Origin of the sequence: Streptomyces sp. NPDC006384 (assembly GCF_042870695.1) — a bacterium.
Classification (GTDB): domain Bacteria; phylum Actinomycetota; class Actinomycetes; order Streptomycetales; family Streptomycetaceae; genus Streptomyces.
This window is the reverse complement of sequence record NZ_JBIAHR010000009.1, coordinates 150,482-164,945: the sequence shown is the minus strand read 5'-3', so window position 1 is coordinate 164,945 and position 14,464 is coordinate 150,482. Positions and strand designations below refer to the sequence as shown.

Annotated in this window: 12 protein-coding genes; all 12 read right to left on the bottom strand. The window is 71.0% G+C overall.

Going from position 1 to position 14,464, the window contains the following annotated elements; translation table 11 throughout:
- Complete coding sequence (locus ACFYOJ_RS14615; protein WP_356551055.1) at window positions 1–495, bottom strand: cobalamin-dependent protein; 495 nt, start codon at window positions 493–495, stop codon at window positions 1–3.
- Window positions 495–1,775: an MFS transporter gene (locus tag ACFYOJ_RS14610; protein ID WP_356551056.1), complete on the bottom strand. Its 1,281-nt coding sequence runs from the start codon at window positions 1,773–1,775 to the stop codon at window positions 495–497. Before ACFYOJ_RS14610 ends, ACFYOJ_RS14615 begins: the two co-directional genes overlap by 1 nt.
- Window positions 1,772–3,016 (bottom strand): ATP-grasp domain-containing protein, encoded by a 1,245-nt coding sequence (locus ACFYOJ_RS14605; protein ID WP_356551057.1) that lies wholly within the window; start codon window positions 3,014–3,016, stop codon window positions 1,772–1,774. Before ACFYOJ_RS14605 ends, ACFYOJ_RS14610 begins: the two co-directional genes overlap by 4 nt.
- A gap of 44 nt (window positions 3,017–3,060) precedes the next feature.
- Complete coding sequence (locus ACFYOJ_RS14600) at window positions 3,061–4,134, bottom strand: LLM class flavin-dependent oxidoreductase (RefSeq protein ID WP_356551058.1); 1,074 nt, start codon at window positions 4,132–4,134, stop codon at window positions 3,061–3,063.
- 61 nt (window positions 4,135–4,195) lie between these two features.
- Window positions 4,196–5,443, bottom strand: coding sequence for an ATP-grasp domain-containing protein (locus ACFYOJ_RS14595; RefSeq protein ID WP_356551059.1), 1,248 nt, complete (start codon window positions 5,441–5,443; stop codon window positions 4,196–4,198).
- Window positions 5,444–5,473: 30 nt separating this feature from the next.
- On the bottom strand, window positions 5,474–7,840 hold the full coding sequence (gene hypF / locus ACFYOJ_RS14590) for a carbamoyltransferase HypF (protein WP_356551060.1): 2,367 nt from the start codon (window positions 7,838–7,840) through the stop codon (window positions 5,474–5,476).
- 31 nt (window positions 7,841–7,871) lie between these two features.
- On the bottom strand, window positions 7,872–8,903 hold the full coding sequence (gene hypE, locus ACFYOJ_RS14585) for a hydrogenase expression/formation protein HypE (RefSeq protein WP_356551061.1): 1,032 nt from the start codon (window positions 8,901–8,903) through the stop codon (window positions 7,872–7,874).
- Entirely contained in the window at window positions 8,900–9,487 is a 588-nt protein-coding gene (locus ACFYOJ_RS14580) for an isochorismatase family cysteine hydrolase (protein WP_356551062.1), read from the bottom strand. The genes hypE and ACFYOJ_RS14580 overlap by 4 nt, the downstream gene beginning before the upstream one ends.
- Before the next feature lie 82 nt (window positions 9,488–9,569).
- Window positions 9,570–10,436, bottom strand: a complete 867-nt coding sequence (locus tag ACFYOJ_RS14575) for an EamA family transporter (RefSeq protein ID WP_356551208.1) — start codon at window positions 10,434–10,436, stop codon at window positions 9,570–9,572.
- Window positions 10,433–11,656 carry a hypothetical protein gene (locus ACFYOJ_RS14570; RefSeq protein WP_356551063.1) on the bottom strand — a complete coding sequence of 408 codons (1,224 nt, stop codon included), beginning with the start codon at window positions 11,654–11,656 and terminating at the stop codon, window positions 10,433–10,435. Before ACFYOJ_RS14570 ends, ACFYOJ_RS14575 begins: the two co-directional genes overlap by 4 nt.
- Window positions 11,646–13,007 carry an aspartate aminotransferase family protein gene (locus ACFYOJ_RS14565; RefSeq protein WP_388596926.1) on the bottom strand — a complete coding sequence of 454 codons (1,362 nt, stop codon included), beginning with the start codon at window positions 13,005–13,007 and terminating at the stop codon, window positions 11,646–11,648. The genes ACFYOJ_RS14570 and ACFYOJ_RS14565 overlap by 11 nt, the downstream gene beginning before the upstream one ends.
- 200 nt (window positions 13,008–13,207) lie before the next feature.
- Window positions 13,208–14,422 carry an ATP-grasp domain-containing protein gene (locus ACFYOJ_RS14560; RefSeq protein WP_356551066.1) on the bottom strand — a complete coding sequence of 405 codons (1,215 nt, stop codon included), beginning with the start codon at window positions 14,420–14,422 and terminating at the stop codon, window positions 13,208–13,210.
- Window positions 14,423–14,464: the final 42 nt, after the last annotated feature.

Below are 14,464 nucleotides of genomic sequence, written 5' to 3'. Positions count from 1 at the left end.
TCACCGTCCTGAGCCGGTGTTCAGAACGTGCGCGGCACCGTCCCACGGCGCGACCACCGCGGCGTCGGCCCGCCACTCGGCGAAGCCGAAGCGCGCACCGAAGCGCAGGAATCCGCGGAAGCGCTCGATGGCGTCCCCGTCGACGAAGACATCGGTGTACCCGTGGGCCAGCAGGTCGCGACGCACCCGGTCGTTGTCCGACGCGGCCGTGGTGAGCCGGCCGCCGACGACGCACGGCACGTCGAGACCGGCGCGGCGGATCCGCGTCAGCAGGTCGCGGGCGCCGTGGTAGCCGTGGCCGTTGATGCTCGACACCACCAGCAGGTCCGGCCTGCGGGCGGCCAGTTCCTCGACGACGAGCCCGGCCGGGGTGCAGCCGCCCAGGTTGTCGACCACCGCTCCGTGCTCTTCGAGGAGCTTCTCGAGGTAGATGAGATTCCAGAAGTGCGAATCCGATTCGACCGTCGTCAGGAGGCAGCGGAATCCTCCGTCCATCACCGCACCCCCGCCGAGGATTCCCCGGATGCCGGTATCGCACGGTCGAAGGCGCGGACGGTCAGCGGCAGCATGACCGCGCCGAAGGCGCTGAGCGCCACCGCCAGCGCGGCGACCAGGGACTGCGGCCCCCAGCTCGCGCCCACACCGGCCACGAGCAGACCGCCCAGCGGCAGGGACAGCAGGTTGAGGAGGTAGAAGGGCCCCATCACCTTCCCCAGATGTTCCTTCGGCACGACCTTGATCCGCTGGGTGCGGTTGAAGATGTTGAAGTAGGTCACCCCGACCATCGCGGCCACGAACGCCGGCCCGTACAGGAGGATCGAGGGGGCGAACCCCAGCACGGCCAGGCTGACGCAGACGAGCGCGAGGCCGAAGAGCCCGAGGGCGCGCACGTCGAAGTGCCCCAGGAGCAGCGGAACCACCAGGAGATTGACGACTCCCAGGACTCCGACGCCGATGTTGAGCAGGGCGTACGCGGACTCGGGCGCGTGGAACACGTCCGTGACCAGTGCGGCGTTGGCGCTGAGCACCGTGGCGAAGACCAGGTTGATCGAGAAGTTGAGCACGGCGAGGAGCACCAGCGGCCGGTTGCCCACCAGGAGCGACCAGCCCAGCCGGAGATCGGCCAGGTTCTCCCGCACACCGCCTCCGTCGTGCCCCCGTGCCCCGCGGGGCAGCGGCAGCCAGCACGCCGCGGCCCCCAGGAACGCCGCGGCCGCGCAGCCGAGGAGCCAGAACTTGCCGACGAAGGCGACGCCGAGGAGCGCGAGGGCGGGGCCGACGGCCATCGCCGACACCTCCATCGTCTGGACCAGGCCCTGGGTCCTCGCCAGTTCGGAGCCCTGGGCCAGCTGGGGCACCACCTTCTCGATGGACATCCGTACCGGCGCCATCAGGAGGGACAGCAGGGCACCCGCGGTCATCAGGATCGGGGTCAGCAGGGAGGGCGCGACCAGACAGCCGACAAGGGCGCCGCAGAGGACGGCCGCCCGGCCGGCGGAGACCCGGGAGAACAGCCGGGCACCGCCGTCCCGGTCGGCGAGCAGCCCCGCGAAGGGGTAGGCGAGCAGCGCGGGGAGCCACTCGATGGCGTAGGCGAATCCGAGTGAGGAGACCTTCTTCGTGTCCTCGAAGATCAGCAGGGGCACCGAGAACAGCACGATCTGTTCGGCGACGATGCCGAGCAGGACACCGCAGCCGAAGAGCCTGCGGTGCGCCGGCCGGGGAGGAGTCGTGGCGTCTGTCTGCGTCGGTTCCGCAGCGGGCGGCGCCGTCATTCCGTCACCGGCTCGGTCTCGATGCGGAAGGCGGCGATGATCCGGCGGATGTCCTCCTCCACCGCCGCCTCGTCGCCGAGCAGGATGTAACGCCCGCTGTGCACCGCGTCGTAGCTGCCGCCCGGGAGCATGACCTCTCCCGGGCTCGGGACCAGTTCGCGCCACACGGTGGCGACGGAGTCGCGCAGGGAGGTCACGGTGGTCACCCGCGCGGGCAGCCGGTCCGGCTTCGGGATGATCAGCCAGCCCCCGGACGGATCCCCCTGCTTCCGGGGCAGCGTCACCGTCCCCTCGCACAGAGCGTTCAGCCACACCTGGCAGAGATTGACCCCGAAGAGGCGGTGTGTCAGGTACGGGACCTCCGCACCGCCGATGCGTCCCGCGATCTCCAGGAAGACCAGCTCCCCGGTCCCGGTGACGAAGAGTTCCAGGTGGAACGGCATCGACTTCATGCCGAGGGCCGACACGCAGGTGCGGGCGAACTCCTCTATGCGGGAGCGCAGTCCGGACGACTGCAGGACGACCGACCCGAGCGGCTCACCGCCCGCCTCGAACGAGAGGCAGTCGTTGATGTAGCGGGAGACCGCCTGGAACGGGATCCCCGACTCGTCGTCGGCGAACCCGTCCACATGGTGGATCGTCCCTTCGATGAACTCCTCGAGCTCGTAGTCGGCCGCGTCGACCTCGTCGAGGAGCGCCCGGAGCGCCCGCTCGTCGTCCACCCGGTGCACGCCGATGCTGGCCGCCCCCGCGACCGGCTTGAGGATCAGCGGGTACCCGACCGACCGCGCGAAGGCGAGGGCCGACCCGGTGTCGTCGCACGCCGTGTGACGCGGTACGCGCACCCCGGCCTTCGCGACGAGCTCCTTCATCGTCAGTTTGTTGCGGTAGACGGCCACGTCCTCGGGGCGCGGGCCGTCGATGTCCAGGGCCTCACGCACCTCCGCGGCGATGCCGAGGGTGAATTCGGACAGCGCGACGAGCCGGTCGACGGGCCCGACCTCGGCCGCGACCTTCCGCACCGCCCCGCAGAGCGCGTCGAAGTCGTTGACGTCCTCGATCTCGACGAGACCGGCGATCCGTGCGGGATCCGCCAGCACGCCGGTCCGGCCGACCGCGTCGACGACGTAACTGACACGGTGCCGGTCGTGGTCGATGAACTCGTCGAAGCGACTGAGCTCGTGGTCCCAGCGGCGCGCGTCGGAGAACCGCGGCCAGCGGTTGATGACGACTATGTGCATGAGCTGTTCTGTTCCTCGGGCTCGGATACGGGCAGGTGCGGTGGTCACGCCACGGAGGTCCCGGACTCCGCGCGTTCGAGGTCGCGGATCAGGGGTGCCACATGGGTGAAGAAGTTCCGCATCTCGTCCCGGGTCGGCCAGCCGGAGAAGATGAACTCGCCGACACCCGCGGCCTTGTACCGGTGGAGGTACTGCGCGACCTCTTCGTAGCTGCCGACGACGCACAGCGCGGAGCCACCGCGGTAGGAGACGGCACCGGTCCAGATGAACGGGGACAGCCATTCGCCCTCGACCTGTTCGGCGAGCCGGTAGGACGACTTGACCGCCTCGGAGTCCACCGTCGCCACGAACTCGCGGATGTACGCCTCGTGCGCCAGGTCGGGGTTGCGCATCAGGTGGGCGAGTTCCGCCACCGCCTCTTCGCGGGTGGGCCGGGCCAGCACGTGCATCCGGGTGCCGACGCGGCGACCGCCCTCGACGAGCGGCCGGCTCGCCCGGGCGAGGCCCTCGGGGGTGTCCCCGTACCGCAGCCAGCAGTCACCCAGGTCGAGGGCCGTCTGCTGCGCCACCTCCGACGCGCCGCTGATGTAGATCTCGGGCCGGCCGCCGCCCTTGTAGCCGAGGCCCAGTTGCGCGTCCTTGACGGTGTAGTGCTGTCCGTCGTAGCTCAGCGGCGACTCGCCGCCCCACAGACCGCGCATGATCTCCAGGAACTCACGGGTGCGCGCGTACCGCTCGTCGTGGCTGAGGAAGTCGCCGTAGCCCGCCTGTTCGGCCGGCGAGATCCCCGCGACGATGTTGAGGGAGATCCGGCCGTCGGACATCCAGGAGAGCGTGTTCACGACCTGCGTGAACAGGGTCGGCGACAGCAGACCGGGGCGGTAGGCGAGCATGAACTTGACCCGGTCCGTGACCTGCGTGAGGGCACCCACCACGGGAAGCGGATCGGGCAGGTAGTGGCCCATGCCGAGCAGCAGGCTGTCGACGCCGAGTTCCTCGGCCTCCTGGACGAAGTCGACGACCTCGCCCATGTCGAGCGTGCCGATCCTGTACTTGTCCGTGGGCGTCGCCTGACCCGTGTCCGGCGGCGAGCACCAGTGCATGCGCAGTGGCTCCATGTCTCCCATTCCTCGGTGTGCGTGGGCGATGCCCTGATCGGTTTCCTGGTCCGTGCGGACGTCAGTCGGTGAGCACGCGTACGCGGTCGCCGATCTCCGTCCAGCGTTCCTGCGCCTGGGCGGGGGAGTCCGCCGTGAACACGACGACGGCGATCCTGCAGCGGTAGTCCGCCTCGTCCGTCCGGACGGCCGCGCCGGGTTCGATGAGCACCTGGCTCGCCACCACCCATGGTTCGGCGGTGAGTTCCTCCCAGCCTTCGAGCCGGGTGTACGTCCCCGACCCGCCCGCCGTCAGGAAGCGGATCCCGGCAGCCGCGGCGACGGGCTCGCGGCAGGCCCCCAGCTCCTGCGGGTCCAGACCGGTGGCGGTCGCGAGGACCGTCCGGGGCAGCACCAGGCCGGTGGACATCTCCATCAGCTCGGTGATCCTGTCGCCGGGGAGCCGGGCGGCGATCTCCATGAGCACCGGGCGGCCGTCGCCGTCCAGCCGCAGCTCGCAGTGGAAGGGGCCCACCGTGATCCCCACCGCCTTGGCGACGGCAGCGGCGTACTCGGTGATCTCCCGGCGGGTGACCTCGTCCAGCGGGGCGGGAGTGAGATGCCCGATCTCCAGGAAGCGCGGCTCGGGACCGAGCAGCTTGCGCGTCACCGCCACGACGACCGCCTCGCCGTCGCGCACGTAGCCGTCGGCGCTGTACTCCGGGCCGGCCACGTACTGCTCGAGCAGCGCGTCGGTGTCGAGCGGCCGGTCGAACTCGAGCTCCTCGTCGGCGTACATGACGTCCAGCGCCGCCCGCGCCTCCTGCGGGGTGTCGACCCGCGACACATGGATACTGCCCCCGGACTCGACGGGTTTGAGGACCGCGGGGAAACCGACGTAGGCGCATGCCTCGTCGAGTTCCGCCGGATCGCGGACCACGGTGTGCCGGGGCACCAGGAGCCCGGCGTCGGCCACCGCCCGGCGCATGGCCGGCTTGTAGCGGACCCGGTCCACCCCGGCGGGGTCGAGGCCCGCCACCGCGAGCCGCTCGGCCAGCCGCGCGGCGGCCGGCACGTAGAACTCGCCTCCGGCGACCACCGCGTCGAACTCGGCGCGCCGGTGGGCCTCGTCGACGGCGGCGGCCAGGGCATCGCCGTCGTTGGTGTCCACCGTGATGATCTCCGTGGCGAGGGCCCGCACGGGTTCCGCCACGACACGGCTGCCGGCCTCGTGGGAGGCCACGACGACCTCCCAGCCGAGGGCGTGGGCGTGGGTGACGTAGGCGATCGCGGAGAACGCGGGCTGCACCAGCAGTACGCGACAGGGCATGGTCTTTCCTCGCAGCTCGGTTGTGTGCACTCAGTTGTCCGCCGGACGGGCCCCGGCCGGCCGGCGGGCTGCGCGGCGTGCGCTCGCCACCATGACCTGGCCCAGGGAGATGCCGCCGTCGTTGGTGGGCACGAGCCGGTGGCAGTAGGCCTCGAACCCGGCCCGGCGCAGCGCGACGAGACAGTTGACGAGCAGGAACTCGTTGAGGAACACCCCGCCCGACAGGGCGACCTGGGTGACCCCGTGCCGTTCACGGACGGCCTCGCACTCGGCGACGACCATGTCGACGATCCCCGTGTGGAACCGCCGGGACATCAGGTCCGGCGCGGCCCCGGCGGCGACGTCCGCGGCGAGGGCCCGGACCAGCGGCCGCCAGTCCAGCTCGACCGCCTCTTTGCCCGGCTGCCTGTGCACCTGGTAGGCGGCCGACCGCTCCACCCGCAGGTCGCGCCGGAGCAGACCCTCGAACTCGATGGGACCCTGCGCCTCGTACTCGGCGTGGGTGCAGACGCCGAGCAGCGCGGCCGCGCCGTCGAAGAGGCGTCCCATGCTCGAGGCGAGCGGCGAGTTGATGCCGCGGGCCGCCATCACGGCGTACACGGACCGCTGCTGCTCGTCGAGCACGCCCAGCGCGGGGAACGCCGCCACGGCCGCGTCCTTCCCGCCGAGCGCGTCGAGGGCGAGCGCGTAGCCGGTGCGGACCGGCTCCCGTACCGCCTGGTCCCCGCCGAGCAGCGGCAGCCGGCGCAGATGGGCGACGCGCTCCACCGAGCCGTAGTCGCCGAGCAGGAACTCGCCGCCCCAGACGGTCCCGTCCGGGCCGTAACCCGAACCGTCGAAGACCACACCGATCGTGGTGCCCGTGAGCTGGTTCTCCGCCATGCACGCGGACATGTGGGCGTGGTGGTGCTGGACCTCCACGACGTCGTCGCCGTAGCTGTCGCGGGCGTACCGCGAGGCCCGGAAGTCCGGATGCAGGTCGCAGGCGGCCAGGGCCGGCGTGAGCCGGTGGAGCCGTGCGAGGTGGTCGGCCGCGGTGCGGTGCGACGCGAAGGTCTCGTCGTTCTTGACGTCGCCGATGTGCTGGCTCATGTACACGCTGCGCCCGCGGCCGAGCGACACCGTGACCTTCAGCTCGGCACCCAGACCGATCACCGGGTCCAGGTCGGCCGGGACCTCCAGGGCGTACGGGGCGTAGCCGCGGGAGCGCCGCAGGAACGAGACCAGAGGCTTGTCCAGGCCGGGGTGTTCGGAGGTGCGGACGACGGAGTCGTCCACCCGGGTCTCGATGCCGCGGTCGTGGTGCAGGACGAGGTCGGCCACCTCGAACAGGCGGGCCAGCGCGTCCTCGTTGCGGAACTCGATCGGGTAGCCGGACACGTTGCCGCTCGTCATGACGAGCACGTCCAGACCCTCGCGGTCGAGCAGCAGATGGTGCAGCGGGGCCGACGGGAGCATGACTCCCAGGCTGGGGTTGCGGGGCGCCACGTTGTCCGGCAGCACACCCCGGTGGCTTCGCAGGAGAACGATGGGGCGGGCGGGGGAGAGCAGGAGTTCGTCCTCGGCCGTGGTGTGGAAGGCGATCTTGTCGACCGCGGCGAGGTCGCTCACCATGACGGCGAACGGCTTGCTGTCGCGCCGCTTGCGGGTCCGCAGCAGGGCGACCGCGTCGGCGTTGCGCGCGTCGGCCGCCAGGTGGAACCCGCCGACGCTCTTGACGGCGACGATCCCGCCGCGCTGCAGCACGTCGAGCGCCGCGTCCAGTGCCGCCTCGCCCTCCCCGGCCGCACGCGTCCGGCCGTCGCCGTCCCGGACCGAGGCGGTCAGCCTCGGCCCGCAGGCGGGACAGGCGATCGGCTGGGCGTGGTAGCGGCGGTCGAGCGGGTCGAGGTACTCGCGCTCGCAGTCCCCGCACAGGGGGAACACGGACATCGTGGTCGCCGGCCTGTCGTACGGAAGGCCCCGGATGAGCGAGTAACGCGGGCCGCAGTGCGTGCAGTTGACGAACGGGTACCGGTAGCGCCGGTCCGCCGGGTCGCGCAGCTCGGCCAGGCAGTCGTCGCAGACGTGCGAATCGGCCGGCACGACCGTGGTGGCCGCGCCCGAGTCCTCGCTCCGCGCGATGACGAAGCCCTCGGCGTCGGGCGAAGGCGACAGCCGTTCGCGCACCGACACCTCGCTCACCCTGGCCAGCGGAGGCGCCTGTGCCGACAGCGCGGCGGTGAAGGCCTCCAGATCCGGCAGGCGCCCCTGGGCCTCCAGGAACACCCCGGCGCTGTCGTTGTTGACCCAGCCGGTGAGCGCGTGCTCGTGCGCCAGCCGGTAGACGAACGGCCGGAAGCCGACGCCCTGGACCACGCCGGTCACACGGACACGCCAGCGCTGCGTGCTCTCCATCGTTTTTCTTCCCTCCCCCGCCCGGACCGGCTCAGCAGAGCCTGGGCAGCTCGGCTCCGGCGAGTTCGGCGAGCGTCTCGCGCCGGCCCTCGGCGTCCTGCAGCAGGACCCGCGGCTCCGGTTCGTCGGTGACCTCGCCGATCACCGCGGCGCCCGTGCCGTAGGGGTGGCTGCGCAGCGTCTCCATGACGGTGTCCGCCACCGACGGGTCGACGAACAGGCAGACACAGCCCTCGTTGGCGGCGTTGAGCGGGCTGACACCGAGCATGTCCATGGCCATATGGGTCTCGGCCTGCACCGGAAGCGCCGGTTCGTCGACCAGGACGGTCCTGCCGAGCAGCGACGCGTACTCGTTGAGCACGGCGTTGAGGCCGCCGCGGGTGACGTCGCGGACGGAGTGGACGCCTTCCCCGCCCGTGGCTTCGAGCACACCGGCCAGCATCCCGTTGAGCGGTGCGCAGTCGCTGAGCACCCGGGTCTCGAAGCCGAGGCCCTCGCGGATCGAGAGCAGGTGCACGGTGTGGTTGCCGATGGGGCCGCTGAGGATCACCTTGTCGCCCGGCCGCACGTCGCGCATGCGCAGCGGTGGACGCTCGAAGACGCCGACCCCGGTCGTGTTGAGGTAGATCTGGTCGGCCTCGCCCTTGCGGACGACCTTGGTGTCGCCGGCCACGATCACGACGCCGGCCTCCTTCGCGGTGTCCCGGATCGAGGTGAGCACGCGCACCAGGGTGGACAGGGGAAGCCCGTCCTCGAGGATCATGCCGAGGGTGAGGTAGAGCGGGCGGGCACCGGCGACGGCGAGGTCGTTGACGGTGCCGCAGACGGCGATCTTGCCGATGTCGCCGTTGCCGAAGAGGATCGGGTCCACGACGAACGAATCGGTGGTGACGGCTATCCGGGAACCGTCCACGGACAGGATCGCGCTGTCCTCCATCTCGCCGGTGTAGGCGTCACCGAGGGTCGCGGCGATCAGTTCCACGAGCTCCCGGCTGCGCCGGGCGCCGGTGCCGTGGTCGAGGACGACGGTGTCCACGTCGGACAGAGCGGGTGCGGCGGTCACGGGGTCACGACCTCCTTGCGCGGGAGCTCGCCCTGGGCGTCCAGGATCCGCAGGATGTCCGCGGAGTCCGACACCGTGGCGCAGTAGCCGTCCAGCCATTCGAGGGCACGCCGGCGGTCGGCTTCGTGGGCGGAGACGACACAGTCGGACGGGACCCAGACGTTGTAGCCGCGGAAGAACGCGTCGGCCGCGGTGGTCTGCACGCAGATCTGGGTCTGCATGCCGGTGACGATCACGGTGGACACGCCCAGCGCCTGGAGACGGTCGTGCAGGTCCGTCTCGTAGAACCCGCTGTCCTTGTGCTTCTCGACCACGATGTCCGAATCGTCGAGGAACTCGGTCATGATCTCGGCGCCCGGCGTGCCCTTCTCGACCGGCAGGTAGCCGTCGGCCCAGCGCTCCGCGTTCGGGTCGTCCGGCAGGTTGACGATCTGCAGGTGCACGACGTGGTGCCCGCGCTCGCGGATGCCGGCGAGGAACGCGGTGAAACGGGGAATGGACTCCGTCACGGCGCGCAGCCGCTCCGGGTTCTTGTTGACCAGCTCGTACTGCAGGTCATTGGTCAGAACAGCCACTTTGCTCATGGCATTTCTCCCTTGCTTGAGACGACTTGACGTGCTTGCCGGTCACTTGACGTGCTTGGTGACCGCTCGGCGCGGCCGGTGGTCACCGGGCGGCGGCAGGAACCGGCCCGCGCCGCACGCTGAGCTGGTTCACGCAGAGCCCGAGGACGAGCAGCCCGCAGGCCACGGCCTTGGGCAGGGTGATCCGTTCGTCGAAGATCAACATCGACGACGCCAGACCGAAGACGGGGACGAGCAGGGTGAGCGGCGCGACGCGGCCCGCGTCGTACCGCTGCAGAAGGACGTTCCAGAGGGAGTAGCCGATGACCGTCGTGGGGTACGCGATGAAGAGCAGCGCCCCGAAGGACGTCCAGCTCATGTCGTGCACCGACGACTCGATCGACTCGTAACCCTCGACGGCGAGCGCGCAGGGCAGCAGGATCGCCGCCGGCACCGGACTCGACCACACGATCAGGGCGAGCGGGTCCGCCCGGCCCGCCTTCTTGACGACGAGGTTGGCCGCGCCCCAGGACATGGCCGCGCAGACGACCAGCACGAGGCCGAGGACGGTGACCGTTCCCTCGTCGATCGCGCCGACCAGGACCACGCCGGCGAACCCCAGGAGAAGACCCGCCACCTGGCCTCGGGTCATCCGTTCCTTCAGGGCCAGGGCGCTGAAGGCGATCGTGAAGAACACCTGGAGCTGCAGCACCACGGAGGCCAGGCCGGGGGAGAGCCCCGCCTTGATGCCGAAGAACAGCAGGCCGAACTGGCCGATCCCGAACGCGAGACCGTAGGCGACGAGCACGCGCGCCGGCACCTGCGGGCGCCGGACGAAGAACACCGCCGGCAGGAAGCACAGCACGAATCTCAGGACCAGCAGGAACAACGGGTCGAAGGTCTCCTGCGCGATCTTGATCATCGAGAAGCTGAGGCCCCACACCGCCGTGACGAGGAGGCCGAGCATCATCCGCACGGCCGCTCCCGGCCCGCGGCGATGAACGCGTCGGCGTCGACGGCCGAGCCGGGTGCGCCGAGCAGCAGACCGCTGTACCGCGACCGCGCCTTGGACGGCACCTGGCTGTGCCCCGGGAGCGCGGACGTTCCGTGGATCTCCTCGTGCAGGGAGCGGACGGTGCTGTCGACGGCGTCAAGGGCGACGAGCCGTCTTGTGACGGCACCGTCCGGAGCCACCACCGAGACCATGCCGAGGCCGTCGACCGGTTCCGCGTCCAGGCCGGACTCGGCGAGCGCGCGGCCCGGTTCCTGCCCGACGGGGAACGCGAGCAGGGTGGTGCCCCGGTGCTCGACGGCGTGTGCCAGGAGATTGACGTCGCTCAGGTCCGATATCGCCGCGGCGATGTCGCGGCCCGGGGGCAGCCGGTACAACCGGACCCGCGCATCGCCCACGACGGCGGTGTCTCCCGGCCCCGCGCCCACGGCGGTGCCCGGTTCGTCCCCTCCCGAGAGCGCCGCGGCCACCTGCCGGCAGCGGATCACGACGCCGTGCTCCTGCGCGTACCGGACGGCGCCCCAGTGCAGCACCTTCGCGCCCGACTCGGACATCCCACGGCACTGGCGGTAGGTCAGCTGCGGCATCAGCCGGGCCGACGGCACCACGTGCGGATCGGTGGTGAACACCCCGGGCGTGTCGCCGAAGATGTCGCACCGTCCGGTCCTCAGTCCGGCCGCGACCGCGACCGCGGTGAGGTCCGAGCTGTTGCGCCCGAGCATGGTGATGCGGTTGCCGGCGTCCATCGCCTGGCCGCCGGCGACCACGACCACCCGGTGCGAGGCGAAGGCGTCCAGGAGCGGTCGGGGGTCGACGGACACGATCCGGGCCTGAGCGGCCACGCCGTCGCTGTGGATGCCCGCCTGCGGCGCCCACAGATCGGTGGCCGGGCAGCCGGCCGCGTGCAGCGCGGCCCGCAGGAACGACGCGCTGACCATCTCGGCCGTGGCCAGCACCTGGTCCTGGACCTGCGGCTGCAGGTGCGGATCGATGCTCCGGGCGGCTTCGAGCAGCCGCCCGGTGCTTCCCGACATGCCGCTCACCACGACGGCGATCCTGGTGTCGGCGCAGGAGAGCATCCTGGTCAGGAAGGCGGCGACGGTCGTGTAGTCGGACAGGTCGAGGAACGAGGACCCGCCGAACTTCAGCACCTTCAGGTGCTTCGGGTCAGTGTCCATCGTGGCCTCGCGGGGCCCGGGCCGGCTCCGCCGCTTCCGCGACGGCGGCCGTCAGGATGTCCAGCGCCTCGTCCGCCTCTTCCCGGGTCAGGTTGAGCGGGGGGAGGAGGCGGGCGACGCAGCCGCCGCGTCCGGCGGGCTCGAAGATCAGCCCCCGCCGGAGCGCGGCCTTCCGGACGCGGTCGACCACTTCGCCGGCCGTCCAGGGGCCGAGCGGCGCGAACTCCATGCCGAGCATGAGGCCGAGACCCCTGACCTCACCGATGAAGCCGTACCGCTCCTGCAGCCGGCGCAGGCCCTGCTCCAGGTGGGCGCCGACCTCGCGGACGTTGCCGAGAACGCCGTCGCGCTCCATCACGCGGATCTGTGCCGCGCCTGCCGCGAAGGCGAGCTGGTTGCCGCGGAAGGTGCCGGTGTGCGCGGCCGGCTGCCAGCGGTCGAACTCCTCCCGGTAGAGGATCACCGATACGGGGTGGCCGCCGCCGAGCGCCTTCGACGAGACGATCACATCGGGTTCGATGCCGTACTGCTCGAAGGCGTACCAGGTGCCGGTGCGGCCGCATCCGGTCTGCACCTCGTCGACGACCAGCGGAATGCCGAGTTCGTCCGTCAGATCTCTGAGCCGGCGGACGAACTCCGGGCGCGCCGGAATGACACCGCCCTCGCCCTGTACCAGTTCGAGAATTACCGCAGCAGGCCGCGGGGTTCCTCCGTTGGGGTCGTTCAGCATGTTCTCCAGATACTGGATGCAATTCACCGAACAACTGTCGGGGGAGAGTCCGATCGGACACTTGTGGCAGTACGAGTACGGAAAGAAGGAGGAAATGGACGGATTCCCCGGAAGGTCCTTCGAGGCCCGCAGACCGGTCAGTCCCAAGGTGCTCTGTGTACTGCCGTGGAATCCCCCGTGGAAGGAGACGGCGCCGCTTCGTCCCGTGTGCGTCTTGCACAGTTTGAGCGCCGCCTCGACCCCGTCCGCTCCGGTGGGACCACAGAAGTGGATCCTCGTCTTGTCGCGCATCGGCTCGGGCAGCATCCGCAGGAGTGCCCGGGTGAAGTCCTGTTTGGCCTCGGTGGGGAAGTCCAGCGCGTGGGTGCTGACCTGGAGCTGGTCCTGCGCCGCGCGCAGCAGCTCGGGGTGGTTGTGGCCGAGCGCCAGCACACCCGCGCCGGTGAGGAAATCCAGGAAGACGTTGCCGTCGGCGTCGGTGAGGTATGCGCCCGACCCGCCGGCGACGGCGATCGGCGTGAGCCGCGGATAGGCGCGCGCCGAGGATTCGACGGCGGCCTGTTCACCGAGCAGTTTCCTGGAGGCGTCACCGGGGATCTCGGTGAGGACCTGTGCCCTCATGTCGCGTCGGCCGTTCGTGCCGGCCGGTGTGCGGCGACAGATGCCCGAAACATGGGTAATTTCGACAACGTCTCCCCCGATGGTGTGCCGATCAAATACGGCGATGCCGCCGCGCAAGCTTCGGAGATCCCCGTAAGGCGGTGATCCGCGATGAAATTACCGGGCGCCGCAGGCGCTGATCAATAAAGCTCTCGAAATTCTCAGATGCTGGGACCTGAATCCCGTCGCGGCCCGTCCTGCCGGGTCCGCACGTGCAGCGTGCCGCGCACGTCGTCGAGCGCGGACCGCAGCGTCTGCGCATCCGGTGCCCGCAGCAGGACGTGGCCGACCCGGCCGGCGGACGACCTCAGCGGCGCCACCTCGTCGCCCGGGGCGACGCTCACCGCCGCCTCCACCACGTGCGGATGCGCCAGGACCTCGTCGAGCCCCTGGATCCCGGTGACCGTTCCCGGCCGTGCCGAGGGCAGGTAACTCGCCGTGCGGCACGAGGCGGTGGGCGGTTCGGGCAGCTCCCTGCCGAGCGCCGCACGGATGACCATCTCGTACCAGTCGACGCCGTACGCCATCCCCAGCAGGTCCATGAGCCGGTCGCCCGGGGTGCGCACCGCCACCTCCATGACCGCCGGCCCGCTCGCGGTCAGCCGGAACTCCAGGTGGACCAGGCCCGTGTCGACGCCCATGGCCTCGATGACGTCCGCGCCGAGCCGAGCCACCACGTCCTGTTCGCCACCGGACACGTCGGCCACCGTGCGGTGCGCCGTCTCGACGAAGTGCGGCGGGCCGGTGGTCTCCTTCGCGGTCAGGTTGGCGCACCACACCTTGCCCTCACGGACGAGCGCCTCCCAGCTGTACTCCGGTCCGGTCACGGCCCGCTCCACCAGAAGCCTGCCCTCGCCGTCCCGGCGTACGGCGGCTTCGTCGTACGCGGCCGGGTCGGCCACGAGCTCGACCCCCGAACTGCCCGCGGAGGACAGCGGCTTGATCACCACGGGCATGTGCTCGGCCGCCCACGCGCGGGCGTCCGCCGGCCGCTCGGTCACCAGGAAATCGGGCTGGCCTATCCCGGCCGCGGCGAACCGCGCCCGCTGCAACGCCTTGTTGCGGGACAGCGCGGCGGCCCTCAACGAGGGCCCGGGCAGGCCGAGTTCGTCCGCGATCAGCGCGGCGGCCAGAACATGCGGCTCGCTGAAGGCGACCACACCGTCGGGCCGGGCGGTGCGCACCGCCTCGCTCACCGCCTCGTACCACGCCTCGTCGGACATGCCGCGGGACACCGTGAGGTCGTCGGCCTCGCCGGTCAGCGTCGCGGCCTGCTGCTCCGTCTCCACCACGTGGAGACGCACCCCGAGCCGCCGGGCGGCGGCGACGTAGGGCCGTCCGGTCAGGCCCACCCCTACGAGTAGCAGTCTCTGCATCAATCAGCCCTCCTGTGACGGCGTGCGCACGCGGAGCCGTGC

Bases quoted from the DNA above. Each gene is read 5' to 3' on its own strand.
- ACFYOJ_RS14615 (WP_356551055.1), bottom strand. From the start codon at position 495: ATGGACGGAGGATTCCGCTGCCTCCTGACGACGGTCGAATCGGATTCG.
- ACFYOJ_RS14610 (WP_356551056.1), bottom strand. From the start codon at position 1,775: ATGACGGCGCCGCCCGCTGCGGAACCGACGCAGACAGACGCCACGACT.
- ACFYOJ_RS14605 (WP_356551057.1), bottom strand. From the start codon at position 3,016: ATGCACATAGTCGTCATCAACCGCTGGCCGCGGTTCTCCGACGCGCGC.
- ACFYOJ_RS14600 (WP_356551058.1), bottom strand. From the start codon at position 4,134: ATGGAGCCACTGCGCATGCACTGGTGCTCGCCGCCGGACACGGGTCAG.
- ACFYOJ_RS14595 (WP_356551059.1), bottom strand. From the start codon at position 5,443: ATGCCCTGTCGCGTACTGCTGGTGCAGCCCGCGTTCTCCGCGATCGCC.
- hypF (WP_356551060.1), bottom strand. From the start codon at position 7,840: ATGGAGAGCACGCAGCGCTGGCGTGTCCGTGTGACCGGCGTGGTCCAG.
- ACFYOJ_RS14580 (WP_356551062.1), bottom strand. From the start codon at position 9,487: ATGAGCAAAGTGGCTGTTCTGACCAATGACCTGCAGTACGAGCTGGTC.
- ACFYOJ_RS14575 (WP_356551208.1), bottom strand. From the start codon at position 10,436: ATGATGCTCGGCCTCCTCGTCACGGCGGTGTGGGGCCTCAGCTTCTCG.
- ACFYOJ_RS14570 (WP_356551063.1), bottom strand. From the start codon at position 11,656: ATGGACACTGACCCGAAGCACCTGAAGGTGCTGAAGTTCGGCGGGTCC.
- ACFYOJ_RS14565 (WP_388596926.1), bottom strand. From the start codon at position 13,007: ATGAGGGCACAGGTCCTCACCGAGATCCCCGGTGACGCCTCCAGGAAA.
- ACFYOJ_RS14560 (WP_356551066.1), bottom strand. From the start codon at position 14,422: ATGCAGAGACTGCTACTCGTAGGGGTGGGCCTGACCGGACGGCCCTAC.